This window comes from Burkholderia sp. Ac-20353 (assembly GCF_017104785.1).
Taxonomy (GTDB): Bacteria; Pseudomonadota; Gammaproteobacteria; order Burkholderiales; family Burkholderiaceae; genus Burkholderia.
This window is the reverse complement of the sequence record NZ_JAAGPL010000141.1, coordinates 1-23208: the sequence shown is the minus strand read 5'-3', so window position 1 is coordinate 23208 and position 23208 is coordinate 1. Positions and strand designations below refer to the sequence as shown.

Annotated in this window: 27 protein-coding genes and 1 rRNA gene; 13 read left to right on the top strand and 15 right to left on the bottom strand. The window is 64.6% G+C overall.

Annotated features, from left to right (window positions below; all coding sequences use genetic code 11):
* The 4 genes from rrf to G3N94_RS29180 all read left to right on the top strand — a co-directional run.
* Positions 1 to 105, top strand: a 5S ribosomal RNA gene (gene rrf, locus G3N94_RS29195); the annotation flags it as partial.
* A 259-nt stretch (positions 106 to 364) separates the two neighbouring features.
* On the top strand, positions 365 to 769 hold the full coding sequence (gene cueR, locus G3N94_RS29190) for a Cu(I)-responsive transcriptional regulator (RefSeq protein WP_205796271.1): 405 nt from the start codon (positions 365 to 367) through the stop codon (positions 767 to 769).
* A 216-nt stretch (positions 770 to 985) separates the two neighbouring features.
* Positions 986 to 1132 carry a DUF3563 family protein gene (locus G3N94_RS29185; RefSeq protein ID WP_205796269.1) on the top strand — a complete coding sequence of 49 codons (147 nt, stop codon included), beginning with the start codon at positions 986 to 988 and terminating at the stop codon, positions 1130 to 1132.
* 124 nt (positions 1133 to 1256) lie between these two features.
* Positions 1257 to 1634 carry a hypothetical protein gene (locus G3N94_RS29180; protein ID WP_241022125.1) on the top strand — a complete coding sequence of 126 codons (378 nt, stop codon included), beginning with the start codon at positions 1257 to 1259 and terminating at the stop codon, positions 1632 to 1634.
* A gap of 15 nt (positions 1635 to 1649) precedes the next feature.
* On the opposite strand, the gene rlmJ is transcribed toward G3N94_RS29180, so the two are convergent.
* Complete coding sequence (gene rlmJ / locus G3N94_RS29175; RefSeq protein ID WP_205796267.1) at positions 1650 to 2495, bottom strand: 23S rRNA (adenine(2030)-N(6))-methyltransferase RlmJ; 846 nt, start codon at positions 2493 to 2495, stop codon at positions 1650 to 1652.
* 135 nt (positions 2496 to 2630) lie between these two features.
* Positions 2631 to 3602: an aldo/keto reductase gene (locus G3N94_RS29170; RefSeq protein WP_205796265.1), complete on the bottom strand. Its 972-nt coding sequence runs from the start codon at positions 3600 to 3602 to the stop codon at positions 2631 to 2633.
* Positions 3603 to 3764: 162 nt separating this feature from the next.
* Here G3N94_RS29170 and G3N94_RS29165 point away from each other — a divergent pair, with 162 nt between their 5' ends.
* Positions 3765 to 4553 carry a 3-hydroxybutyrate dehydrogenase gene (locus G3N94_RS29165; RefSeq protein ID WP_205796262.1) on the top strand — a complete coding sequence of 263 codons (789 nt, stop codon included), beginning with the start codon at positions 3765 to 3767 and terminating at the stop codon, positions 4551 to 4553.
* Positions 4554 to 4694: 141 nt separating this feature from the next.
* Here the strand turns inward: G3N94_RS29165 and G3N94_RS29160 are convergent, their stop codons facing one another.
* Positions 4695 to 5894, bottom strand: coding sequence for an amino acid aminotransferase (locus G3N94_RS29160; protein WP_205796260.1), 1200 nt, complete (start codon positions 5892 to 5894; stop codon positions 4695 to 4697).
* 239 nt (positions 5895 to 6133) lie between these two features.
* On the opposite strand from G3N94_RS29160, the gene uvrB reads away from it, so the two are divergent.
* From uvrB to G3N94_RS29130, 6 genes are all read left to right on the top strand, one after another.
* Positions 6134 to 8230 (top strand): excinuclease ABC subunit UvrB, encoded by a 2097-nt coding sequence (gene uvrB / locus G3N94_RS29155; RefSeq protein ID WP_205796258.1) that lies wholly within the window; start codon positions 6134 to 6136, stop codon positions 8228 to 8230.
* Positions 8231 to 8449: 219 nt separating this feature from the next.
* Complete coding sequence (locus G3N94_RS29150; protein WP_205796256.1) at positions 8450 to 9001, top strand: iron transporter; 552 nt, start codon at positions 8450 to 8452, stop codon at positions 8999 to 9001.
* A 54-nt stretch (positions 9002 to 9055) separates the two neighbouring features.
* Positions 9056 to 9388 carry a cupredoxin domain-containing protein gene (locus tag G3N94_RS29145; RefSeq protein ID WP_205796254.1) on the top strand — a complete coding sequence of 111 codons (333 nt, stop codon included), beginning with the start codon at positions 9056 to 9058 and terminating at the stop codon, positions 9386 to 9388.
* 64 nt (positions 9389 to 9452) lie between these two features.
* Positions 9453 to 10295 carry an FTR1 family protein gene (locus G3N94_RS29140; protein ID WP_205796252.1) on the top strand — a complete coding sequence of 281 codons (843 nt, stop codon included), beginning with the start codon at positions 9453 to 9455 and terminating at the stop codon, positions 10293 to 10295.
* Positions 10292 to 11698, top strand: coding sequence for a 4Fe-4S binding protein (locus G3N94_RS29135; RefSeq protein WP_205796250.1), 1407 nt, complete (start codon positions 10292 to 10294; stop codon positions 11696 to 11698). Before G3N94_RS29140 ends, G3N94_RS29135 begins: the two co-directional genes overlap by 4 nt.
* Before the next feature lie 64 nt (positions 11699 to 11762).
* Entirely contained in the window at positions 11763 to 12167 is a 405-nt protein-coding gene (locus G3N94_RS29130) for a heme-binding protein (protein WP_205796248.1), read from the top strand.
* A gap of 225 nt (positions 12168 to 12392) precedes the next feature.
* On the opposite strand, the gene G3N94_RS29125 is transcribed toward G3N94_RS29130, so the two are convergent.
* From G3N94_RS29125 to G3N94_RS29115, 3 genes are all read right to left on the bottom strand, one after another.
* Complete coding sequence (locus G3N94_RS29125; RefSeq protein ID WP_205796246.1) at positions 12393 to 12641, bottom strand: hemin uptake protein HemP; 249 nt, start codon at positions 12639 to 12641, stop codon at positions 12393 to 12395.
* A 155-nt stretch (positions 12642 to 12796) separates the two neighbouring features.
* Complete coding sequence (locus tag G3N94_RS29120; protein WP_205796244.1) at positions 12797 to 13279, bottom strand: SRPBCC family protein; 483 nt, start codon at positions 13277 to 13279, stop codon at positions 12797 to 12799.
* 101 nt (positions 13280 to 13380) lie between these two features.
* Positions 13381 to 14256, bottom strand: coding sequence for a pirin family protein (locus tag G3N94_RS29115; protein ID WP_205796242.1), 876 nt, complete (start codon positions 14254 to 14256; stop codon positions 13381 to 13383).
* A gap of 122 nt (positions 14257 to 14378) precedes the next feature.
* On the opposite strand from G3N94_RS29115, the gene G3N94_RS29110 reads away from it, so the two are divergent.
* On the top strand, positions 14379 to 15353 hold the full coding sequence (locus G3N94_RS29110) for a LysR family transcriptional regulator (RefSeq protein WP_205796240.1): 975 nt from the start codon (positions 14379 to 14381) through the stop codon (positions 15351 to 15353).
* A gap of 355 nt (positions 15354 to 15708) precedes the next feature.
* Here G3N94_RS29110 and G3N94_RS29105 read toward each other — a convergent pair whose 3' ends face one another.
* The 9 genes from G3N94_RS29105 to G3N94_RS29065 all read right to left on the bottom strand — a co-directional run bounded on the left by G3N94_RS29105 (position 15709) and on the right by G3N94_RS29065 (position 22695).
* Positions 15709 to 16137 (bottom strand): biopolymer transporter ExbD, encoded by a 429-nt coding sequence (locus G3N94_RS29105; RefSeq protein WP_205796238.1) that lies wholly within the window; start codon positions 16135 to 16137, stop codon positions 15709 to 15711.
* Positions 16138 to 16151: 14 nt separating this feature from the next.
* Positions 16152 to 16883, bottom strand: coding sequence for a MotA/TolQ/ExbB proton channel family protein (locus G3N94_RS29100; RefSeq protein ID WP_205796236.1), 732 nt, complete (start codon positions 16881 to 16883; stop codon positions 16152 to 16154).
* Between the two features lie 35 nt (positions 16884 to 16918).
* The gene (locus tag G3N94_RS29095; RefSeq protein ID WP_205796234.1) at positions 16919 to 17662 is read right to left on the bottom strand and encodes an energy transducer TonB; all 744 of its coding nucleotides are present in this window, start codon (positions 17660 to 17662) and stop codon (positions 16919 to 16921) included.
* 219 nt (positions 17663 to 17881) lie between these two features.
* Positions 17882 to 18118 (bottom strand): (2Fe-2S)-binding protein, encoded by a 237-nt coding sequence (locus G3N94_RS29090; protein ID WP_124603783.1) that lies wholly within the window; start codon positions 18116 to 18118, stop codon positions 17882 to 17884.
* A 140-nt stretch (positions 18119 to 18258) separates the two neighbouring features.
* Entirely contained in the window at positions 18259 to 19128 is an 870-nt protein-coding gene (gene murI, locus G3N94_RS29085; RefSeq protein WP_205796232.1) for a glutamate racemase, read from the bottom strand.
* Between the two features lie 37 nt (positions 19129 to 19165).
* Complete coding sequence (gene bfr, locus G3N94_RS29080; RefSeq protein WP_124603785.1) at positions 19166 to 19642, bottom strand: bacterioferritin; 477 nt, start codon at positions 19640 to 19642, stop codon at positions 19166 to 19168.
* 159 nt (positions 19643 to 19801) lie between these two features.
* Complete coding sequence (locus tag G3N94_RS29075) at positions 19802 to 21325, bottom strand: fumarate hydratase (protein ID WP_205796230.1); 1524 nt, start codon at positions 21323 to 21325, stop codon at positions 19802 to 19804.
* Complete coding sequence (locus tag G3N94_RS29070; protein ID WP_205796228.1) at positions 21322 to 21675, bottom strand: YqhA family protein; 354 nt, start codon at positions 21673 to 21675, stop codon at positions 21322 to 21324. The genes G3N94_RS29075 and G3N94_RS29070 overlap by 4 nt, the downstream gene beginning before the upstream one ends.
* 120 nt (positions 21676 to 21795) lie before the next feature.
* Positions 21796 to 22695 (bottom strand): DMT family transporter, encoded by a 900-nt coding sequence (locus tag G3N94_RS29065; protein WP_205796226.1) that lies wholly within the window; start codon positions 22693 to 22695, stop codon positions 21796 to 21798.
* Positions 22696 to 22994: 299 nt separating this feature from the next.
* Between G3N94_RS29065 and G3N94_RS29060 the strand changes: the two genes are divergently transcribed.
* On the top strand, positions 22995 to 23208 hold a 214-nt coding region (locus tag G3N94_RS29060), incomplete at its 3' end, for an acetyl-coenzyme A synthetase N-terminal domain-containing protein (RefSeq protein WP_277398577.1).

The window sequence follows — 23208 nt, the reverse complement described above, 5'->3', positions numbered from 1 at the left end:
CCATAGCGAGTCGGTCCCACCCCTTCCCATCCCGAACAGGACCGTGAAACGACTCTACGCCGATGATAGTGCGGATTCCCGTGTGAAAGTAGGTAATCGTCAGGCTCCCCTAAGCCAGAAACCCCCGTCCGAAAGGCGGGGGTTTTTGCGTTGGGGCGGCGGAAATGCGTGGGGCTCCCCACGCCACCTGGCGCGCGCAGTCCGCCGCGTCCTCCTGCCTTGATCGAACACGCATACGTCTCGCTCCCTTGCGCGCCGCGATGAGCGCGATGCGATTTTGATACGATCAAGATGCCGACAGCAAATGCGCGTGCCGGCGATTCGAGATTTGCTTCAGAACAGGTATCTGATCGAGAGGGGTGGAATGAACATCGGCGATGCTTCGCGTGAATCCGGGGTCAGCGCAAAAATGATCCGGTACTACGAGCAAGTGGGTCTTCTAACGCCGACCAAGCGTACGGATTCGGGATACCGGATCTACGGTGCCGATGAGATCCATGTGCTGCGCTTCATTCGCCAGGCCAGGCGACTCGGCTTTCTCGTCGAAGATATCCGCAAACTGCTGACGCTCTGGCAAGACAGGTCCCGTGCCAGCGCAGAAGTGAAATCGATCGCACTCGAACACGTGGCCGAACTCGACAAACGTATCGCGGAACTGACGGACATGCGCAATACGCTGGCCGATCTCGCCGCGCACTGTCACGGTGACTCACGACCCGAATGCCCGATTTTGGCGCGTCTTGCTGACGCGGTGACCGAACCAGAATAGTGCATGCACTCGACAGGCCGGTCGCACCCATTTTATTAATATCAATAAAATCAATGGGTTGCGACGTTGTCGTGACCTTGTATTCCAATGTGGAATGACATCCATGCGCGCATTTCACTGGCGTCGTGGTGCAGTGTCGTTATAATTCGGGATAACCCTATACGGGAAATCCCTGAACATCGATTCGCCAGGGGTCCCCCTTCCTTGGAGTACATCATGATCGCCTATATCGTCGAAAAGCTGAGCAACTGGTTCGAATCCGCAGAACGTGAGCGCCGTGAGGCCTACCTCGCGACGTCGTCGGACGTCGTCCAGCTCGAACAACGTATCCGTACGCTGGAAACGAGCGGCTACTCGCTGTAATCGGAGTCCGTCAAGCGCCGTGTGGCGCTGCACGATAAGCAAGCCCCGTGTCGACGGGGCTTTGTTTTTTGTGCGACGTTTTTGTGCGACGTATCTGGTGGAGTCGGCCGCGTAGCGTTAAGGTATGGGCCTGTTTTTCACTCGGGGAGGCAAGACCATGCGCTTGAGTCTCGATGCGTGCGGAGCGGCATGCGCGCGTCTCGGTCTGGTAGGGGCGTTACTCGTTCATGGGCTCGTTGCCCACGCGGCGACCGCAACCCAGCCGCTGGTCCTCGATACGCAACGCGGCATCCAGGATGGCAAAAGCGGATTGCTGCTGCAGACCGCGCCACTTTCGTCCGAGCCGATCGTCGAGCCGGCGCGAATTCGCGCACCGGCCGAGCAGGCGCCGAACACGTCGATACCGCTGTTCGTCGCACCCTATATCAACGTTCCCGGATGGGGGGCGCCGCCAGCCGGTCAGGCGAAACCCGTGCCGCAGCCACAACCGCGGCAACCCTGATTCACGCGTGCGTGCTCAATTCCCCCGGTGTTCGATCTCGCACCGGGCGCCGCTATCCTGTCCGAGCGTTTCGGTCAGATAGGGCAATGCGTCCCTCATGCTCTGTGCGAGCGTGTACGGGGGATTCAGGATGAACATCCCGCTGCCGTACAAGCCGAGTCCGTCCGCCGGCGGATTCGACACGGTCAGGCTGAGGTGCAGCCAGTTGTCTGGCTGCAGGCGTTTCAGTTGCTCGGCAAAGCGCTGGGATTCGGTGCGGGCGACTTGCGGGTACCAGATCGCATAGCAACCGGTCGCAAAACGCTTCAGGCATTCCGTCACGCACGCAAGCGTGCGCGCGTAGTCTTTCTTGTCCTCGTACGACGGATCGATCAGCACGAGCGCACGCCGCGGCGCGGGCGGCAGCAACGCCTTGATGCCCTCGAAGCCGTCGCCGGAAAAGATCATCGCGCGCCGGCCTGCATCGCGGAAATTGTGGCGCAGCACGTCGATCTCGGTGCTGTGCATCTCGAACAGGCGCATCCGGTCCTGTTCGCGCATCAGTCGCCACGCGATGTACGGCGAGCCCGGGTAGAAGCGCAACTCGCCGTCGTCGTTCAGTGCACGCACTTCGTCGACGTATTCGGCGAGCACCGGCGGCAGGTTCTTGTCGTTCCACAGGCGGCCGATGCCGGTGTCGAACTCCGAGGTCTTCGCCGCGTAGCCGTCGCGCAGCGAGTACACGCCTGCGCCGGCGTGCGTGTCGATGTACCAGTACGACTTGTCTTTCTTGTTCAGGTGGCGCAGCAGCTGGACGACGACGGCGTGCTTGAGCACGTCCGCGTGGTTGCCTGCGTGAAAACCGTGACGATAGCTGAGCATGACGGACTGCCTGGAACGGAAGGTGAATCGGTAAAAGCCTGCCGATCGCATGCGCCTGGCGAGGTGTGGCAGGCCAGGCGGGCGTCGACGCGGCCGCGTATTGTACGCGAGGTACGCGAGTGGCCGGCAAGCGCGTCAATCGTAAGCGTTGCCGACCAGGTCCTCGATACGCTGCTTGATCTCGGGCGACAGCTTCGCGACGATATCGAGGGCGCGCATGTTCTCGGCGATCTGCTCGATTCGGGACGCGCCGGTGATGACCGAGCTGACATGGGGATTGGCCAGCACCCAGGCGATCGCCAGTTGGCCGACATGGCAGCCGAGTTCGTCGGCGACCCGGCCGAGCCGTTCGACGATCTCGTTCCTGCCCGGGTCGGTCAGCCTTTCCCGGAGCCAGTCATAACCTTGCACTTGCGCGCGGCTGCCGGGCGGGATGCCGTGCCGGTATTTGCCCGTGAGGAGGCCTGACGCCAACGGGCTCCAGGTCGTCAGGCCGAGCCCGTAATCCTCGTAGAGTCGCGCATATTCCTGTTCCACCCGCGTACGGTGAAACAGGTTGTATTGCGGCTGCTCGACGACCGGCTTGCGCAGATGATGGCGCTCGGCAATTTCGCACGCCGCGCGGATCTCGTCCGCGCTCCACTCGGACGTCCCCCAGTACAGCGCCTTGCCGCGCGCGATCATGTCGCTCATCGCCCACACGGTTTCCTCGAGCGGCGTATGCGGATCGGGGCGATGACAATAGACGAGGTCGACGTAGTCGAGTTGCAGCCGATGCAGCGACCCGTCGATCGCGTTCAGCAGATATTTGCGATTCAGCGTGTGATATTGATTCGGCGCTTCCGCGAGACCCCAGAAGAATTTCGTCGACACGATGTAGCTGACGCGCGGCCAGCCGAGTGACTTGAGCGCATGCCCCATGATTTCCTCGGATTTGCCGCCCGCGTAGACCTCGGCGTTGTCGAAGAAATTGACGCCGGCGTCGCGTGCCGCCGCGAGGCATTCGCGTGCGTCGCGGCGATCGACCTGGTTGCCGTACGTGACCCACGAGCCGAGCGAGAGCGCACTGATCTGCAGGCCGGAGCGGCCAAGCCGTCGATAGAGCATGGGTGCCTCCTGCGTGACATGATCGACCTTAAGCTTAGACGTTTTAGGCGCGAACAGCCGAACCGGATCATGCACAATAGCGGCTTGTCCGCCGCCGACTGCACGACGATCGCGGCTCGTGCGGCGGATCCGCGAATTCACCCGACATCGAAGGAGACGTGCATGGCAGCGGATTTGAGCGGCAAGGTGGCAGTCGTCACGGGCGCCGCAAGCGGCATCGGCAAGGAAATCGCGCTCGAGCTGGCAAAGGCCGGCGCGGCGGTCGCGATCGCGGACCTGAACCAGGACGGCGCGAATGCCGTCGCGCAAGAGGTCATCAATGCGGGCGGCAAGGCGATCGGCGTCGCGATGGACGTGACGAACGAAGACGCGGTCAACAGCGGCATCGACAAGGTTGCCGAAGCGTTCGGCTCGGTCGATATCCTCGTGTCGAACGCGGGCATCCAGATCGTCAACCCGATCGAGAACTACTCGTTCGCCGACTGGAAGAAGATGCAGGCGATCCACGTCGACGGCGCGTTCCTGACGACCAAGGCCGCGCTCAAGCACATGTACAAGGACGATCGCGGCGGCGTCGTGATCTACATGGGCTCGGTGCACTCGCACGAAGCGTCGCCGCTGAAGTCGGCCTACGTGACCGCGAAGCACGGCTTGCTCGGCCTCGCGCGCGTGCTGGCGAAGGAAGGCGCGAAGCACAACGTGCGGTCGCACGTGGTGTGCCCGGGCTTCGTGCGCACGCCGCTCGTCGACAAGCAGATTCCGGAGCAGGCGAAGGAGCTCGGCATCAGCGAAGAGGAAGTGGTGAAGAAGGTGATGCTCGGCAACACGGTCGACGGCGTGTTCACGACGGTGCAGGACGTCGCGCAGACGGTGCTGTTCCTGTCGGCGTTCCCGAGCGCCGCGCTGACCGGCCAGTCCGTCGTCGTCAGCCACGGCTGGTTCATGCAGTAAGCAGGCGAGGGGCCGCTCGCATCGGTTTTCGCGGGCGGTAACCGGCAACTGCAGGCCGCATAAAAAAACGCGCTCGAACGAGCGCGTTTTTTACGTGGCGAACGGGCGCAGCCGGTGCGGCTGCCGCCCGTCGTCGCGGCATTACTTCAGGACGGCTGCGACCGCGTTGGCGACCACGTCGAGGTTGCGCGTGTTCAGCGCAGCGACGCAGATCCGGCCCGTGCCGACCGCGTAGATGCCGAACTCGTCGCGCAGGCGGTCGACTTGCGCCGACGTCAGGCCCGAGTACGAGAACATCCCGCGCTGCTCGTTGATGAAGCTGAAGTCGCGATCGACGCCGCTCGCCTTCAGGCGCTCGACGAGGCCGTTGCGCATCGCGCGGATGCGGTCGCGCATTTCGCCGAGTTCCTGCACCCACGATGCGTGCAGTTCCGGCGACGCGAGCACCGCGGCGACCACGGCGCCGCCGTGCGTCGGCGGGTTCGAGTAGTTCGTGCGGATCACGCGCTTGAGCTGCGACAGCACGCGCGTCGCTTCGTCCTTGCTCGACGTGATGATCGACAGCGCGCCGACGCGCTCGCCGTACAGCGAGAACGACTTCGAGAACGACGACGACACGAAGGCGTTCAGGTCCGCCGCGGCGAACAGTCGCACGGCTGCGGCATCGGCCTCGATGTTCTCGCCGAAGCCCTGATACGCGATATCGAGGAACGGCACGAGATTGCGTGCCTTCACGACGTCGACGATCTGCTGCCATTGCGCATCGGTGAGGTCCACGCCGGTCGGGTTGTGGCAGCACGCGTGCAGCACGACGATCGTGCCTGCGTCGTAGCCGTTCAGCGCCGACAGCATGCCTTCGAAGTTCACGCCGTTCGTCGCCGCGTCATAGTACGGATAGGCGACGACTTCGAAGCCGGCCGCTTCGAACAGCGCGCGGTGGTTTTCCCAGCTCGGATCGCTGATCGCGACCTTCACGTTCGGGTTCACCGTGCGCAGGAAATCCGCGCCGATCTTCAGTGCGCCCGTGCCGCCCAGTGCCTGGGCCGTAACTACGCGGCCAGCGGCGATCAGCGGCGAATCGTTGCCGAGCAGCAGCTTCTGCACGGCGGCGTCGTAGGCGGCGATGCCGTCGATCGGCAGGTAACCGCGCGGCAGGCCCGCATCGACACGCGCCTTCTCTGCTTCACGGACCGCGCGCAGCAGCGGAATCTTGCCTTCCTCGTTCGTGTACACGCCGACGCCGAGGTTGACCTTGGTCGTGCGGGTATCGGCGTTGAAGGCTTCGTTCAGGCCCAGGATCGGGTCGCGGGGAGCAAGCTGGACAGCGGAGAAGAGCGACATGATGATTCGGCAGTAGTGAAAAGAGGGTCAGGCTTTCATCGGGCGGGCGGGGCGCGGTGGCCGGGGCACGACGCCGGAAAGCGCAGCAGTCGGACATTGTAGCGAATTCGCGGCGGTTTTTCGCATCGTGATGGGCCGATTCGCGATTTCCGGCCGCGGCCGCGCGTCAGGAGCGGACAGCAGTCCGCCCGGCGACGACGCGCTAGAATGGTCTTTTGTTTTCGCTCCGGCCGCATTCCATGTCCGAACATCATGCTCATGCCGAAGTCGGCGACGCGCTCGACGAATCGAAATTCGTGACCTTCGACGGGTCGCCGTTCCAGCTGTATCAACCGTATCTGCCCGCCGGCGACCAGCCGACCGCGATCGCGACCCTGGTCGAAGGCATCGAGGACGGCCTCTCGTTCCAGACGCTGCTCGGCGTGACCGGCTCGGGCAAGACCTACACGATGGCGAACACGATCGCGCGGCTCGGCCGCCCGGCGATCGTGTTCGCGCCGAACAAGACGCTCGCCGCGCAGCTCTACGCGGAATTCCGCGAGTTCTTCCCGCGCAATGCGGTCGAATACTTCGTGTCGTACTACGACTACTACCAGCCGGAAGCGTACGTGCCGCAGCGCGACCTGTTCATCGAAAAGGACTCGTCGATCAACGAGCACATCGAGCAGATGCGGCTGTCGGCGACGAAGAGCCTGATGGAGCGGCGCGACGTGGTGATCGTCGCGACGGTGTCGGCGATCTACGGTATCGGCAACCCGTCCGAATACCACCAGATGATCCTGACGCTCCGCACGGGCGACAAGCTCGGCCAGCGCGAGGTGATCGCGCGGCTGATCGCAATGCAGTACACGCGCAACGAGCAGGATTTCCAGCGCGGCACGTTCCGCGTGCGCGGCGACACGATCGACATCTTCCCGGCCGAACACGCGGAGATGGCCGTGCGCGTCGAGCTGTTCGACGACGAGGTCGACACGCTGCAGCTGTTCGACCCGCTCACGGGCCGCGTGCGGCAGAAGATTCCGCGCTTCACCGTGTATCCGTCGTCGCACTACGTGACGCCGCGCGACACCGTGATGCGCGCGGTCGAGACGATCAAGGACGAGCTGCGCGAGCGCCTCGAGTTTTTCCACGCCGACAACCGGCTCGTCGAGGCGCAGCGCCTCGAGCAGCGCACCCGGTTCGATCTCGAGATGTTGCAGGAGCTCGGTTTCTGCAAGGGCATCGAGAACTATTCGCGGCACTTCTCCGGCGCCGCGCCGGGCGAGCCGCCGCCGACGCTCGTCGACTACCTGCCGCCCGATGCGCTGATGCTGCTCGACGAGTCGCACGTGCTGATCGGCCAGCTGAACGGCATGTACAACGGCGACCGCGCGCGTAAGGAAAACCTCGTCAACTACGGGTTCCGGCTGCCGTCGGCGCTCGACAACCGACCGCTCAAGTTCCCCGAATTCGAGCGCAAGATGCGCCAGGTGGTGTTCGTGTCGGCGACGCCGGCCGACTACGAAAAGCGCGTGACCGGGCAGATCGCGGAGCAGGTCGTGCGGCCGACGGGCCTCGTCGATCCGGAAATCGAAGTGCGGCCGGCGAGTTCGCAGGTCGACGACGTGCTCGCCGAGATCAACGCGCGCGTGAAGGCCGGGGAGCGCGTGCTGATCACCGTGCTGACGAAGCGGATGGCCGAGCAGCTCACCGAATTTCTCGCCGATCACGGCGTGAAGGTGCGCTACCTGCACAGCGACATCGATACGGTCGAGCGGGTCGAGATCATCCGCGACCTGCGGCTCGGCACGTTCGACGTGCTGGTCGGGATCAACCTGCTACGGGAAGGGCTGGACATTCCCGAGGTGTCGCTCGTCGCGATCCTCGATGCGGACAAGGAAGGCTTCCTGCGGGCCGAGCGCTCGCTGATCCAGACGATCGGCCGCGCGGCGCGCAACGTGAACGGCAAGGCGATCCTCTACGCGGACAACATGACCGAGTCGATGAAGCGCGCGATCGGCGAAACCGAGCGGCGCCGCGCGAAGCAGATCGCGTACAACGAGCAGATGGGCATTACGCCGCGCGGCGTCGTGAAGCGCATCAAGGACATCATCGACGGCGTCTACAACGCCGACGACGCGCGTGCGGAGCTGAAGGAAGCGCAGCAGCGCGCGAAGCTCGAGGACATGTCCGAGAAGCAGATCGCAAAGGAAATCAAGCGCCTCGAGAAGCAGATGGCCGATTACGCGAAGAATCTCGAGTTCGAAAAGGCGGCCGCCACGCGCGACCAGCTTGCGCTGCTGCGCGAACGGCTGTTCGGCGCGAACGTCGGCGATCACGTGAGCGGCGTCCAGTAAATCTTTCCGACTGTTACCGAAGACGACCGGTAAACCGTCTGTAGACCTTGTCGAATCAGGGTTTTACACGGTTGCCGGTTTGTCGCTGCGCACGTTCGGTGCTAAACTCCGCAATTATTGAGAATAGTTCGCATTAACGTTCTTCCTCGCGTTAGTGTTTGTCAGCAGGCCGTCCGGAGGGGCGGCCGCGCTTCTGTCAGATAAAAACAAGGAGTGTCCATGTTGGGTTCTTCGTTCATCCGCACTTCGGTTGCGGTAGCGGCGGCGCTGGCCGCCATGTCGGCGTCCGCCGCCGAGTATCCGATCGGCAAGCAGCAGATCCAGGGCGGGATGGAAATCGGCGCGGTGTACCTGCAGCCGATCACGATGGATCCGGAAGGGATGATGCGCAAGGCATCGGATTCGGATATCCACCTCGAGGCCGACATCCACGCGGTCAAGAACAACCCGACCGGCTTCGCCGAAGGCGACTGGATGCCGTACCTGCAGGTCACCTACAAGCTGACCAAGCAGGGCGATGCGAAGTGGAAGGCCGAAGGCGACCTGATGGGCATGGTCGCGAGCGACGGCCCGCACTACGGCGACAACGTGAAGCTGGCCGGCCCGGGCAAGTACCACCTGACGATGACGGTCAAGCCGCCGATGCAGACGGGCCACATGGCGTTCGGCCGCCACGTCGACAAGGAAACCGGCGTCAGCGCGTGGTTCAAGCCGATCACGCTCGAATACGACTTCCCGTTCGCCGGCATCGGCAAGAAGGGCGGTTACTGATCTCGCATAACGGACGGCGCGCCTCGGGCGCGCCGTCGTCGTAGAGAACCAAGAATGAAATTCCCCCAGAAATTCGTTGCCGCGGCCGCTGCGCTTCTCGTTGCGGGCGCCGCGCAGGCCGCCGATCTTCCGACGTTCAAGCTCGAGATGGCGGACGGCAAGCTCAATCCCGCCCGCATCGAAGTGCCGGCCGGCCAGCGTTTCAAGATCGAGATCAAGAACACCGGCAAGGGCGCCGCCGAATTCGAGAGCGTGCAGCTGCGCAAGGAGAAGGTGCTCGCGCCGGGCGCCGACTCGTTCGTGGTCGTGGCGCCGCTGTCGCCGGGCGAATACAAGTTTTTCGACGATTTCCACCAGCAGGCGCAGGGCGTGATCGTCGCGAAGTAATGCAGTTTTTGCGGTTTTGACTGCGTGCGGACGCGCGAGCGTTCCGCACGTCAGGGAGGGTTCGATGGGTCAGATCTTGTTCATCGTCTGGCGGGAGAGCGTCGAGGCGCTGCTCGTCGTCGGCATTCTCTATGCATGGCTGAAGAACGGCGACGACGACGCGCGTCGTGGTTTGCCGTATCTGTGGACGGGCGTCGGCACCGGGCTGCTGATGGCCGTCGGGCTCGGCGCGGCACTGGTCGGCTTCACCGAAGTGCTGTCCGGCGACGCGCAGGACTACTTCCAGACGGCGATGGTGCTGATCGCATGCGTGCTGATCGTGCAGATGGTGCTGTGGATGCGCCAGCACGGCCGCACGCTGAAGCGCGACATGGAGCAGTCGCTGCAGCAGAGCACGCGCGATTCGAACTGGTGGGGCGTCGCGGTGCTGGTCGCGCTCGCGATCGCGCGCGAGGGCAGCGAGACGGTGATCTTCCTGTACGGGCTCGGGTTCGGGCAATCGGGCCATGTCGACGGCAACCAGATGCTCGCCGTCGTGATCGGTCTCGGCCTCGCGTTCCTGACGTTCTACCTGCTGCAGCTTGGCGGCAAGTACTTCTCGTGGCGGCACTTCTTCCGCGTCACCGAAGTGATGCTGCTGCTCCTCGGCGCGGGCCTGTTCCAGACCGGCGTCGACAAGCTGATCGACAAGGAAATCCTGCCGCTGGGCATGTCACAGGTGTGGGATACGTCGGCGATCCTCGATGATTCCGGCACGTTCGGCTCGCTCGTCGCGACGCTGACCGGCTACCGCGCACATCCGGCGCTGATGAACCTGGTCGCATACGCCGCGTACTGGGCGGTCGTCTGGCTGCTGATGAAGCGCGCGAGCCGGCGTCCGGCTGCTGCAGCGGGGCGCACGGCATGAGCACGGTCGCCGGCACGAAACCGGGCCTGATCGCACTGGCCGGTCAATGGATGCAGCGCCACGGCGCACTGATCCGCGGCATCCAGTGGGTCGTGGTGGCCGTCTATGCGTTCCTGATCATCGTGCCGGCGATCATCCCGCTGCCCGATGATTCCGCGCACCTGTGGAGCAATCTGACGCTCGCCGCGCAATTCGTGTTCTGGGGCATCTGGTGGCCGTTCGTGCTGCTGTCGATGGTGATGCTCGGACGCGTCTGGTGCGGTGTGCTGTGCCCGGAGGGCGCGCTCACCGAATACGCGAGCAAGTTCGGCCGCGGCCGTGCGATTCCGCGCTGGGTGCGGTGGGGCGGCTGGCCGTTCGTCGCGTTCGGGATGACGACGATCTACGGACAGATGGTCAGCGTGTACCAGTATCCGCTCGCGGTGCTGTTCGTGCTCGGCGGCTCGACCGTCGGGGCGATCGTGATCGGCTTGCTGTACGGCCGCGAGAAGCGTGTGTGGTGCAAGTATCTGTGTCCGGTCAACGGCGTGTTCGGGCTGCTGTCGCGGCTCGCACCGATGCGCTACAAGGTCGACGAGGACGCGTGGCGCCGTTCGTACAAGAACGGTGAACACGGGCATCGCGTGATTCCGATCAACTGCGCGCCGCTCGTGCCACTGCGCAACATGAAGGGCGCGGCCGCGTGCCACATGTGCGGCCGCTGCAGCGGGCACCGCGACGCGATCTCGCTGTCGTGGCGTTCGCCGTCCGAAGAGGTCGTCAAGCTCGGCGCGGAGCACGCGAACCCGTGGGATACCGCATTGATCCTGTACGGCCTGCTCGGCGTCGCGATCGGCGCGTTCCACTGGACCGTCAGTCCGTGGTTCGTGCAGATCAAGCAGGCGCTCGCGGGCTGGCTGATCGATCGCGACATCACGTGGCCGCTCGAGACCAATGCGCCGTGGTTCCTGCTCACGCATTATCCGGACCGCAACGACGTGTTTTCGTGGCTCGACGGCGGGCTCATCGTCAGCTACATCGTCGGCACGGGGCTCATCTATGGCACCGCACTGCTCGTGTTGCTGGCCGGCGCGACGCGGATGCTCGGGCGCTTCGACCGTGTGCGCCTTCACCATCTCGCGCAGGCGCTGATTCCGCTCGCGGGCGCCGGCGTGTTCCTCGGCCTGTCGGCCACGACGCTGTCGCTGCTGCGCGCGGAACACGTGCCGCTCGGCTGGGCAACGGACGTGCGTCTCGCGATCCTGGTCGGCGCGAACGCGTGGAGTGCGTGGCTCGGCTGGCAGGTGACGGGGCGGTATGCGGGATGGCCGCGGCGCTTGATGGCGTTCGCATGGTTCGCTGCTGCGCTGGCCGTGATCGACAGCGCATGGTGGTTGATGTTCTGGGGTTTCGCGGGCTTCTGACGTGTCGCGCTTCTGACCGATCGGTATCATGCTGTTCACGTTCTCGTCGAACAGGAGGCCTCCGATGAAGACGAAGCCCGTATTGACCAGTGACGACGTCAAGACGATGGCGGCCGCGGCGGAAGCGCACGCGGCCGCCAATCAGTGGGCGGTGACGATCGCGATTTTCGACGACGGCGGGCATCCGCTGTATCTGCATCGCATGGACGGCGTCGCGCCGGGCACGGTCGAGATGGCGCTCGCGAAAGGGCACACCGCCGCGCTCGGGCGCCGCGAGAGCAAAGTGTACGAAGAAATGATCCTGCAGGGCCGCGTGTCATTCCTGAGCGCGCCGCTCGCGGGGCTCATCGAGGGCGGCGTGCCGATCGTCGTCGACGGCCAGACAGTCGGATCGATCGGCGTGTCGGGCGTCAAGTCGGAGCAGGATGCGGCGATCGCGCGGGCAGGGATTGCCGCACTGACAGGCTGACGCGTGGCGTCGCGCGCGCGATGCATGATGCATGAAATGAAAAAGCGACTCGTCGGGCAGACGAGTCGCTTTTTTTCCTTCTGCGAGAACCAAAAAAGTGGCTTGGCTTGCTGTAACGGCTGCTTGAGTATGTTTGCACGAAGGGGTCTAGATCTCGCGTGCAAGCCGTCATGCTGGCTAATGCCCAACACCTCTCAGGGAGGTGGTCCCCACAATACCCGGTACTTACTTCGTCAGAATCAGCTTGCCGAGCCGCGTTGCGCGCAACTGATAGGTTTCCCCGTTGTGCGCGATGCTGACGTGGCTGCGGCCCTGCAGCAGTGAATCGCTGCTGACGACCCGTGTGCCGGCATCGCGGCCCGCGCCGGCGGGTTTCGCCGGTGTCGTGACCGCCGCCGTCTTCTGGCGGCTGACTCCCTGGGCGCCGGTGGTACGACGCAAGGTCAGCGTGGTCGAGCGCATGGTGTCGGTCATTCGGTTCGTCGTTCAAGGTGATGCGATGGAATGAATTCTAAATGATAACCATTCCCATTTACAAAAACTCTTTATCAACCGAAATCGAGAAGCCGATAGTGTGAATCTAAGGGGCGACGGCAGGCGGCCGTATGGTCACACGGCCGCCGCTGCGATCAGTGCAGGGGATCGGGGTCCTTGCGGCCCTGCGCGTATTCGCGGATCAGCCGGACGGTGTCGATGTCCGACGTGCGATACGCTTCCTTGACGATCTCGTGGGTCTGGCGTGCGTCCTCGGTATCGTCGCTGACGGCGAGCGTCGTGCGGTATTCGAAACGCAGGAACAGCTGCAGGTCGCCGTGCTCCTCGATCGTCATCGTCAGCGACCCGCCGATCTCGCCGTCCGCCGCGAGGATGTCGTAGCGGACCTGCTCGTTCGGCGTGAACGTCACGTGGTCGCGCACGGTCGCGCTGCCATAGTGCAGTTCGCGTTCGAGCGTGGTCGCGGTTCGTTCGTGGACGACGCAGCTGTCGAGGCCGATCACGAACAGCTGCGGCTGTTCGGCGCGCAGCACGAGGCCTTCCCAGAGTTGGTCGCGGGTCAGGGTGGGCACGGCCGGATCGTCGGCGTTGATCTGGATCAGGTGTTCGAAATTCAAGGGGACGGGTTCCTTCTGGTGGCTGGCGACCACATGATTCAAGAACTCATTGTGACGCAAATCCGGCGCGTGTGCGGCACCCGCGCCCCAAATCGACGACGTCAGGATGCGATGCTGCCCATGCGGCCGCTCTGATAGTCGACGACTGCCTGCCGGATCTCTTCCTCGGTATTCATCACGAACGGGCCGTAGCGCACGATCGGCTCGTTGAGCGGTACACCGCCGATCAGCAGCAGGTCGAGCGGCGCATCATCGCCGGCGGAGAACGTGACCGCGTCGCCGTCGTCGCGATAGATCACCATATGGCGGGCGTCGACGGCCTGCCTGTCGGGCCCGTAGAAGCCCGTGCCGACGATCGGATATGCGAACACGCGGTAGCCGGCCGGGACCGGCTGCGTGACCGTGGCGCCCGGTTCCAGCGTGAAATGCTGGTAGAGGATTGGCGTGCGCGTCTCGATGGCGGCCTTCACGCCGAACGCTTCGCCCGCGATCACGCGCACGCGCGCATGGCCGTCCGGAGACGTCGCGGTCGGGATGCGATCGGCGGTGATCTCCTGGTAGCGCGGTGCGATCAGCTTGTCGCGTCGCGGCAGGTTGACCCACAGCTGGAAGCCGTGCGAGCGGCCGCCCGCGCGTGCGAAGTCCGCGGCCGGCATCTCGCTGTGCACGACACCGGCGCCGGCCGTCATCCACTGCACGTCGCCGGGGCCGAGCGCGCCGGCATGGCCGGCCGAATCGCGGTGCTGGTAGCGCCCGTCGAGCACGTAGGTGACGGTTTCGAAGCCGCGATGCGGATGGTCGGGGGCACCTTTGGCCTCGCCCGGACCATAGTCGACCGGCCCCATTTCGTCGAGCAGCAGGAACGGATCGAAGTCCATCAGCAGCCGGGTCGGAAACGGGCGGTGGACGACGAAGCCGCCCCCTTCGGTCGTGCGCAGCGCGGGATAGGTGCGGTCAAGCGAGCGAGCAGTCGTCATGCGATAGGCCCTCGGAAAATTGGAATAGCGCTATTTTTGAAACATACGGCTATTATATTGAGCGATTTGCCTATTGAATCACCGTAGTTCGCAATGGATTGTTCTGGAATTGGAACGATGACATGAATATCGACGCACACAACCTGAACGACCTGATGTACTTCTCGCAGGTCGTCGAGCACGGCGGCTTTTCGGCGGCCGAACGCGTGCTGGGGATCTCGAAGTCGCGCCTGTCGCGCCGTCTGACCGAGCTCGAGGCTGCGCTTGGCGTGCGGCTGCTGCAGCGCTCGACCCGCAAGCTCGCACTGACGGAAGCGGGGGAGCTGTTCTACCAGCACTGCCAGGCGATGCTTGCCGAAGCGCAGGCCGCGATGAATGCCGTGCAGCAGCTGCGCGCGTCGCCGCGCGGCTCGGTGCGCGTGAGCGTGCCGGTCACGCTGTCGCAGACGATGCTGTCGCGCATCCTGCCCGAGTTCCTGCACCGCTATCCGGAGGTGAAGGTTCATATTCGTGTGACGAATCGCGTGATCGACCTGTTCGAGGATTCGATCGACGTCGCGCTGCGGGTGCGTTCGGAGCCGCCGCAGAACGCGAACATCGTCGTGCGGCCGCTGTGGCGCACCGAGCAGATGCTGGTCGGTGCGCCGAGCCTGCTGAGCCAGAACGCGCCGCCGCTCGTGCCGGACGACCTTGCCCGTTTCGAGACGCTCGATACGCCGAGCGTCGACGGCCGGCACGTGTTCAACCTGATCGCGCCGGACGGGAGCCGGCATGTGCACGAGCACGATCCGCGCCTCGTGACGGCCGATCTGATGACGATCCGCGAGGCCGTGCTCGACGGCCTCGGGATCGCCGCGCTGCCGGAGATGATGTACGGCAACGCGCTGCGTGCGGGCCAGCTGTCGCCCGTGATGCCCGGCTGGACGCTGCCGGTGCCGCAGCTCTACGCGGTATTCGTTTCGCGGCAGGGGATGCCGCCCGCGGTGCGGGCGTTCGTCGACTATCTGGTCGAGAAGCTCGATCACGGCGAATACAAGCAGCCGGGCTGCCCGGAGCGCGAGAAACAGGAGGCCGCCGAACGCGCGTCCGCGGCGTAACCACGGACATTCAAGTACTGCAAATTTGTTTTGTCATTGAAACGTCGTCTGCAATCGCAAGTTTCAATCGTCGAGGCCTTGAATGCGAACGCGGGCGGGCCTATATTGAAATCCCATTTCGCGAAGGAAGTTCTGAGCGGAATACGGTGGCCGCATATGTTGCGAGCCAGATAGGGCAGAAAGCGCAGTCCGTGCAGACCACGGTAGCCGCATTTGCGTTGCTCGAGGCGCAACCGATACCGCCGAAGAGCCCGCCGCCCGAAGGCGCCCGCGTGCGCATGAAAAAAGGCCTTCATCTGGCGATGAAGGCCTTTTACTTTGGGAGCGGCCGGCTAGGTGCGGCCAGCTGCTTGAGTTACTTCGCCTTTGCCTTCGGCTCGGTCACGAAACCGAGCTTCGTCAGGCCGCCGGCCTGCGCATCGGACATCACTTCGGCGACCCGCTCATAGGCAACCTTGCGATCCGCGCGCAGGTGCAACTCGGGTTGCGGCGTGTGCTGCGCAGCTTCCGCAATACGTGCCTGAAGCTGTTCACGCGTCACTGCGTGGTCGTCCCACAGGATCGTGCCGTCGCCTTCGATCGCGACATCGACGGTCTGCGGCTTTTCCTCGACCGGCTGGCTGCTCGCGCGCGGCAGGTCGATCTTCACCGCATGCTGCATCGCCGGAATCGTCACCAGGAAAATGATCAGGAGTACGAGCATTACGTCGACGAGCGGCGTCATGTTGATCTCGCTCATCACGCCGTCGTCGTCATCGTCGCTGAAACCGGTGTTCATTGCCATCAGTTCACCCCGCTTCAGCCGGCGCGGGCCGCGAGACGCAGGCCGTCGCGGTTGGACGACGACGCGAGGCGCGCGCCCGTCACGAAGTACGCATGCAGGCCGTGTGCGAAGCGGCGCAGCTTGCTGACGACACCCTTGTTCGCACGCGTGAGTGCGTTGTAGCCGAGCACCGCGGGAATCGCGACGAACAGGCCGAAGGCCGTCATGATCAGCGATTCGCCGACCGGGCCCGCGACCTGGTCGATCGACGTCTGGCCGGTTGCGCCGATCACGAGCAGTGCGTGATAAATCCCCCACACCGTGCCGAACAGGCCGACGAACGGCGCCGTGCTGCCGATCGACGCGAGAATCGCGAGGCCGCTCTGCATGCGTGCGATACCTTCGTCCATCGTGTCCTTCAGGCAGCGCGTGATCCAGTCGGACACGTCCATCCGGTCATGCAGATGCGGTTGCGTCTGATGATGATGATCGGCGGCTTCCTTGCCGGACAGCGCGAGTGCGAGGAACGGGTTGTCGTTCGGCGTCGACGCGGCCTGGCCGAGCTTCTTGATGCCGTCGTCGAAGTCGTCCGAATGCCAGAACGCCTGTTCGGCGTTCTTCGTGAGGCGGCTCAGGCGGATCACGTTCCAGCCCTTGATGACGATCACCATCCACGACAGGACGGACATCACGAGGAGCGCGATCGCGATCGCGCGTGTGACGAAATCACCTTGCGCCCAGACGTGCGCGATACCGTAGCTTTGCATTGTTGTTCCTTTTGATTCTTCCGGATGTGGCAGTGTTAGTCGTTGAGCCCGAAGTCGTAGGGCTGGGTGCGGGCGGCGCGGATCGCCTGGCCGTTCTCGATGTACGGGCGGCACGTCGACGCGCGCATCGCGGCGAGCGCGGCTTCATCGAGGCGCGGATAACCGCTGCTCTTCTGCAACTCGATGCTTTCGATCTTGCCCGTCACGCCGACGACGAAGTGCACGTAGGCCGTGCCCGTTTCGCCGCGGCGGCTCGACATCGACGGGTAGTCGGGCTTCACGAAATCGCATTTGAGCGACGGTACGTTCTTCGGCGCGCTGACCTGCATCGTCTCGCGGGCCGGACCGGGCGCAGCCGACGGTGCTGCGGCGGCCGGTGCCGCAGCGGCGGGCGCCGGCGCGGGTTTTGACTCGGCAGCGGCAGCGGGCGTCGGCGACGGCGTGGTCGATGGCGCAACCGGTTGCGGCGTCGGCTTCGAGACTTTCGGCACCGGCTTCGGCTCGACCTTGGGTTTCACGGGTGGCGTCGGCTTAGGCGGCGCCGGTTGCGCGATCGATTCGGCCGCGACATTCTGCGCGATCGGCGCGGGTGTGATCAGCTGCGCGGTGATCGACTGGACTTCGACGGATTTGGGCGGCGGCGCATTGCGATGCAGCCAGGCCGCCGTCAGCAGGACCGAGTGCACGGCGAGCACGCCGACCGCAGCGGCGATGACGCGGGGATTCATACGGGAAGCCGCCGGCCAGGCGCCGGCTGAGGCGGAATGCGAAGCCTGCATGTTAGCTTGAAAGAGCGGCGCCGCACGCGCGGTGCGGCAAGTGACGCGGCATCACTTGCGGAATATCAGCAACGAGATGCACACGGTGGTAACAAATCCGATCAGCAATTCCATGACGGGCTCCTTGGCAGGTAAGCCGTTGGCTCGCGCTGATGCTGGCTTGCTGACGGGTAAGACGAAAGAATGCGGCCTGGACCGCGCGGGCGCACGCGGCGCGGGTCAGGCAGCCTTGCGCTCGTAGAACGACACGGGAATCGGGTGAGCATGGTGCTCGACGCCACACCGGCTCGCACAGACGCCTTGCTCGGCCATCAGGTCGCGAACGGACTCTTCGCACTTGCCGCAGCAGGTGGCGACGCCGAGTTCGAACTGGAGCTCATCGAAGGTGTTCACGCCTTCCGCGAGGGACGCGCGAATCTTGCGGTCGGAAACTGACTTGCACACGCAGACGATCATGGTGAGTGCGATAGCTAACGGTAATGCGAATTATTATCATTAAATTTGGTGGTGTTGACAAGCACGATTCCGGCTTTTTTGTAACAGCACCAGACCCTTGGAAGGGTTACTGCGGGAATCGGGCGCGTCGACGGCGCGTGTCAGGCCGCCGCGCACGCGTGCGCGCGCGGGGAAGAAATGGTGACGGATTCGACCGGCGCGTCGAGACCGAGCAGCGTCGACGCGAGGGCATGCAACTGTCGGCCGTCGCTCGTCGAGCAGAAGCGCGGCCGCGCGGCCCGTGTGCCGGCCGGCGCGCGCAGGCCGCGTTCGTCGAGGACGCGCGCGAGCTGGCGGGCGATCGCGTCGCTCGTATCGACGATCGCAAGGCGATCGCCAACAATGTCGCGAATCGTTTCGGTGAGGAACGGGTAGTGCGTGCAGCCGAGCACGAGCGTATCGGCGCCGGCGTCAAGCATCGGCTGCAGGTAACCGTCGAGCAGCGCGCGCAACGCGGGCGAGTTCGTGTCGCCGCGCTCAACCGCTTCGACGAGCCCGTGCCCGGGCTGGCAGATGAAGCGGCAGCCGGCGCCGTACCGGTCGAGCAGCGCCTGGAAGCGCGCGCTGCGCAGCGTCGCCTGGGTCGCGAGCACGCCCGCAATGCCGCTCGCGGACACGGCGGCAGCCGGCTTGATGCCCGGCTCGACGCCGACGAGCGGGATCGCGAGGCGCTCCCGGACCGCGGCGATCGACTGCGAGGTGGCCGTGTTGCACGCGACCACGAGCGCTTTCGCGCCTTGCTGCACGAGCCACTCGCCGATCGCCAGCGTGCGCTCGGTGATGAACGCCTCATCGCGCGGGCCATAGGGCGCGTTGCGCGAATCGGCGACGTAGACGAACGATTCGTCGGGCAACTGCGCGCGCACGGCGCGCAGCACCGACAGGCCACCGAGCCCGGAATCGAAGACGCCGACGGGGGCGACCGTGGTGGCCGTCGTGGCCACGGTGGCGATGGCGGAAGGCGTCGACATGATCAGGCGGTCGGCAATGGCGGGGAAGGGGGAGCGCTTACTCGGGCGAACCCATCATCGACTGCTGGTAGTTCTGGATGCCGACCTTGCCGATCAGGTCGATCTGCGTTTCCAGCCAGTCGATATGCTCTTCGGTGTCGTCGAGGATCTTTTCGAAGATCTCGCGCGACACGTAGTCACGAACGGATTCGCAGTAGGCGATCGCTTCCTTGCAGGTCGCCTGCGAGATCTGTTCGAGCTTCAGGTCGCACTTCAGGATCTCTTCGGTTTCCTCGCCGACGAGCAGCTTGTGCAGGTCCTGCAGGTTCGGCAGGCCGTCGAGCATGAACACGCGCTCGATGAGCCAGTCCGCATGCTTCATTTCGCCGATCGACTCGTCGTACTCGTGCTTGCCGAGCTTCTCGAGGCCCCAGTGCTTGTACATGCGGGCATGCAGGAAGTACTGGTTGATCGCCGTCAGCTCGTTCTTCAGCTGGGCGTTCAGGTATTCGATGACTTTCTTGTCGCCTTGCATGGCTTGTTCCTTCTTGATGATGGGGCTTCAGAAACCGAACGATAATCGCTCGAAAGCGAAATGCCAAGTTTCCTGCTCTCGTCCGATCGGCCAGCGGCGCGGGATGAGAACGAGAAGCAAAAAGGCCGGACCTCGGTCCGGCCTTCGCGCCGACTGCGCTTACGCGGCGGCGACAGGGATCTTGCCGATCTTTGCCTGCCACTCCTTCGGACCCGTCTGGTGAACCGACGTGCCCGACGAATCGACGGCCACCGTCACCGGCATGTCCTGCACGTCGAACTCGTAGATCGCTTCCATGCCGAGATCTTCGAACGCGAGCACCTTCGCGCCGCGGATCGCCTTCGACACGAGGTATGCCGCACCGCCGACCGCCATCAGGTACGCGGCCTTGTGCTTCTTGATCGCGTCGATCGCGACCGGGCCGCGCTCGGCCTTGCCGACCATCGAGATGAGACCCGTCTGCGCGAGCATCGTCTCGGTGAACTTGTCCATCCGGGTGGCCGTCGTCGGGCCGGCCGGGCCGACCACTTCGTCACGCACCGGATCGACCGGACCGACGTAGTAGATCACGCGGTTCGTGAAGTCGACCGGCAGCTTCTCGCCCTTCGCGAGCATGTCGGCGATGCGCTTGTGCGCCGCGTCGCGGCCCGTCAGCATCTTGCCCGACAGCAGCAGCGTCTGGCCCGGCGTCCAGCTTGCGACTTCTTCCGGCGTCAGCGTGTTCAGGTCGACGCGCTTGCTGGTCTCCGTGTTCGGTTCCCACTGGACCTTCGGCCAGGCGTCGAGCGACGGCGCTTCGAGCTTCGCGGGGCCCGAGCCGTCGAGCACGAAGTGCGCGTGGCGCGTGGCCGCGCAGTTCGGGATCAGCGCGACCGGCTTCGATGCCGCGTGCGTCGGCGCAGCCATGATCTTCACGTCGAGCACGGTCGCGAGGCCGCCGAGGCCCTGCGCGCCGATGCCGAGCGCGTTGACCTTCTCGTGCAGCTCGACGCGCAGCTCTTCGACCCAGTCCTGCGGGCCGCGCGCGATGATTTCCTGGATGTCGATCGGCTCCATCAGCGATTCCTTCGCCATCACCATCGCCTTCTCGGCCGTGCCGCCGATGCCGATGCCGAGCATCCCCGGCGGGCACCAGCCCGCGCCCATCGTCGGCACGGTCTTCAGCACCCAGTCGACGATCGAGTCCGACGGGTTCAGCATCACGAACTTCGACTTGTTCTCCGAGCCGCCGCCCTTCGCGGCAACCTGCACGTCGACCTTGTCGCCCGGCACGATCTCGTAGTGGATCACGGCCGGCGTGTTGTCCTTCGTGTTCTTGCGGCCGCCTTCGGGCGGGTTCACGATCGATGCGCGCAGCACGTTGTCCGGGTGCGTGTAACCGCGGCGCACGCCTTCGTTGATCATGTCGGTGAGGCCCATCGTCGCGCCGTCCCAGCGCACGTCCATGCCGACCTTCACGAAGATCGTGACGATGCCGGTGTCCTGGCAGATCGGGCGCTTGCCTTCCGCGCACATGCGGCTGTTCGTGAGGATCTGCGCGATCGCATCCTTCGCGGCCGGGCTCTCCTCGAGCTCGTACGCGCGGCCGAGGGCCTGGATGTAATCGAGCGGATGGTAGTAGCTGATGTACTGCAGCGAATCCGCGATGCTCTGGATCAGGTCTTCCTGTTTGATGACGGTCATGACTGAGACTCTGTGAGGACTGTGGGGAATGCTAGGCCGGCGGCATGTTCCGCCGGTTTGCGGGACGCAACGACGGGGGCGTGCGTCTCGTGGAAATGGCCGGGGTGCGTGTGGGTCGTCAGGCGGTCGACCCACGCCATCCGCTCGTCCGGATGCCCGTCGATGCCCAAGCGCGACACGAATGTTTCGTAACCGCCGATGATCGCCATGATCAGCCGGTTCGAGATCATCACCACGTCGATCAGGCCGAGATACAGCGGGACCTGGAGCCAGCGGCTCATGAAGATCAGGCTGGGCAGCGGACGCATGGGACGAGCGACGGGATGGCCGGACGAATGCGGAGCGGACATGACGGGCGAACGGGCGCGGGTATCGGGGGCAGGTATCAAGAAAAGGCGCGCTATTGTAACGCGTCGTCCCGTTCGGCTGCAGTGACGCGCCCCCCGTGCCGGCAGGGCGCCGGGGACGGATCAGGAAGCGACGGGCGGCGTGCGCTTCACGCGCAGGCTGGCGAGCACGATGCCCGTGACGACACACGCGAGCGCGAAACCGTGCGCGAGCGTCGGGCGCTCGCCGAGGAACACGATCCCGTAGACGGCCGCGGCGACCGGCAGCACCGCGCTGAACACGCCGGCGAGGCTGCCGGGCACGTGGCGGATGCCCTTCATCCACATCCAGAACGAGAAGATGCTGGCCGACAGTCCATACCACACGACGAGCGCCCAGATGCTGCCCGGCACGCTCGCGTAATGGAAATGCCACAGCGGGCCCGCACCGAGCGGCAGCATCAGCAACAGCCCGAACAGATGCGTGTACGCGCAGATGTCGATTGGCGCGAGCGTCTGCGTGAGACGCCGCGACAGGATCACGTAGATCGATTCGCAGCACACCGCGCCGAGTATCAGCAGGTTGCCGGTGAGCGAGCCGGCCGACGCGCCGGTCGAGGATGCGCTGCCGTTCGCGAGGTTGATCGCGACGACGCCGACGATCGCGAGCGCGATCGACACCAGCGCACGACCGTTCGGTTTTTCGCGCAGGATCAGCCACGCGAACAGCGCAACGACGGCCGGGATCGTGCTCGTGATGACGCCGGCCGCGACCGCGCTCGTGCGCTGCACGCCATTCAGCATCAGCAGCGTGAACATGAACGTGCCGAAGAACGCCTGCAGGAACAGGTTCAGCCACTCGGCGCGCTTGACCGTGCGCATCTTGACCGGGTGGAACAGCGGCCACAGCACGGCGATCGCGATCACGAAGCGCAGCGTCGCGAGGATCACGACGGGCACGAAGGCGACGATCGATTTGCCGATGCCGACGTTGCTGCCGACGAACAGCATCGACGCGATGAGGAAGAGGGCGTAACGATTCAAGCTGGAATCCGGAAGGCGAGTTCAGTTAGGATTGTAGGGTCGCGGTCGTAACAGCGTAAAGCGCGTGCTGATGTGCGGCCGGCGAGTCCGCGTAAGTGACGGGTAAGTTCAAGCGCTTATCTTGGGACATGCCGGACTGCTCGGTCGCCTCGTGTGACGTGGTGCGGCGCAGCATCGCGTGCAGCCTCAGGGCTGCGCGCGGGTGAGTAGGAGACAGCGGCGCGGCAGCGCCGACCAAGACGCGGCGCGCACGACACGCGCCGGCAATCAGAGGATTCATGTTCACCAAGGGGTAGTCGATGTCTGCGATTGAATCGGTTCTTCACGAAAGCCGCCAGTTTGCGCCGCCCGAGGCGCTCGTGAAGGCGGCGGCCATTTCCGGCATGGAAGCCTATCGCGCGCTCGCCGCCGAGGCCGAAAGCGATTACGAAGGATTCTGGGCGCGTCTCGCGCGCGAAACGCTCGCGTGGCACAAGCCGTTCACGAACGTGCTCGACGAAACCGACGCACCGT

Coding starts and splice junctions, on each gene's coding strand:
- rlmJ (WP_205796267.1), bottom strand. CDS start 2,495: ATGCTCAGCTATCGTCACGGTTTTCACGCAGGCAACCACGCGGACGTG.
- G3N94_RS29125 (WP_205796246.1), bottom strand. CDS start 12,641: ATGACCGACACCATGCGCTCGACCACGCTGACCTTGCGTCGTACCACC.
- G3N94_RS29075 (WP_205796230.1), bottom strand. CDS start 21,325: ATGACCGTCATCAAACAGGAAGACCTGATCCAGAGCATCGCGGATTCG.
- G3N94_RS29170 (WP_205796265.1), bottom strand. CDS start 3,602: ATGCTCTATCGACGGCTTGGCCGCTCCGGCCTGCAGATCAGTGCGCTC.
- bfr (WP_124603785.1), bottom strand. CDS start 19,642: ATGCAAGGCGACAAGAAAGTCATCGAATACCTGAACGCCCAGCTGAAG.
- G3N94_RS29095 (WP_205796234.1), bottom strand. CDS start 17,662: ATGCAGGCTTCGCATTCCGCCTCAGCCGGCGCCTGGCCGGCGGCTTCC.
- G3N94_RS29105 (WP_205796238.1), bottom strand. CDS start 16,137: ATGGCAATGAACACCGGTTTCAGCGACGATGACGACGACGGCGTGATG.
- G3N94_RS29115 (WP_205796242.1), bottom strand. CDS start 14,256: ATGACGACTGCTCGCTCGCTTGACCGCACCTATCCCGCGCTGCGCACG.
- G3N94_RS29145 (WP_205796254.1), top strand. CDS start 9,056: ATGAAATTCCCCCAGAAATTCGTTGCCGCGGCCGCTGCGCTTCTCGTT.
- murI (WP_205796232.1), bottom strand. CDS start 19,128: ATGTCGACGCCTTCCGCCATCGCCACCGTGGCCACGACGGCCACCACG.
- uvrB (WP_205796258.1), top strand. CDS start 6,134: ATGTCCGAACATCATGCTCATGCCGAAGTCGGCGACGCGCTCGACGAA.
- G3N94_RS29150 (WP_205796256.1), top strand. CDS start 8,450: ATGTTGGGTTCTTCGTTCATCCGCACTTCGGTTGCGGTAGCGGCGGCG.
- G3N94_RS29135 (WP_205796250.1), top strand. CDS start 10,292: ATGAGCACGGTCGCCGGCACGAAACCGGGCCTGATCGCACTGGCCGGT.
- cueR (WP_205796271.1), top strand. CDS start 365: ATGAACATCGGCGATGCTTCGCGTGAATCCGGGGTCAGCGCAAAAATG.
- G3N94_RS29140 (WP_205796252.1), top strand. CDS start 9,453: ATGGGTCAGATCTTGTTCATCGTCTGGCGGGAGAGCGTCGAGGCGCTG.
- G3N94_RS29110 (WP_205796240.1), top strand. CDS start 14,379: ATGAATATCGACGCACACAACCTGAACGACCTGATGTACTTCTCGCAG.
- G3N94_RS29070 (WP_205796228.1), bottom strand. CDS start 21,675: ATGTCCGCTCCGCATTCGTCCGGCCATCCCGTCGCTCGTCCCATGCGT.
- G3N94_RS29130 (WP_205796248.1), top strand. CDS start 11,763: ATGAAGACGAAGCCCGTATTGACCAGTGACGACGTCAAGACGATGGCG.
- G3N94_RS29090 (WP_124603783.1), bottom strand. CDS start 18,118: ATGATCGTCTGCGTGTGCAAGTCAGTTTCCGACCGCAAGATTCGCGCG.
- G3N94_RS29180 (WP_241022125.1), top strand. CDS start 1,257: ATGGGCCTGTTTTTCACTCGGGGAGGCAAGACCATGCGCTTGAGTCTC.
- G3N94_RS29185 (WP_205796269.1), top strand. CDS start 986: ATGATCGCCTATATCGTCGAAAAGCTGAGCAACTGGTTCGAATCCGCA.
- G3N94_RS29165 (WP_205796262.1), top strand. CDS start 3,765: ATGGCAGCGGATTTGAGCGGCAAGGTGGCAGTCGTCACGGGCGCCGCA.
- G3N94_RS29160 (WP_205796260.1), bottom strand. CDS start 5,894: ATGTCGCTCTTCTCCGCTGTCCAGCTTGCTCCCCGCGACCCGATCCTG.
- G3N94_RS29100 (WP_205796236.1), bottom strand. CDS start 16,883: ATGCAAAGCTACGGTATCGCGCACGTCTGGGCGCAAGGTGATTTCGTC.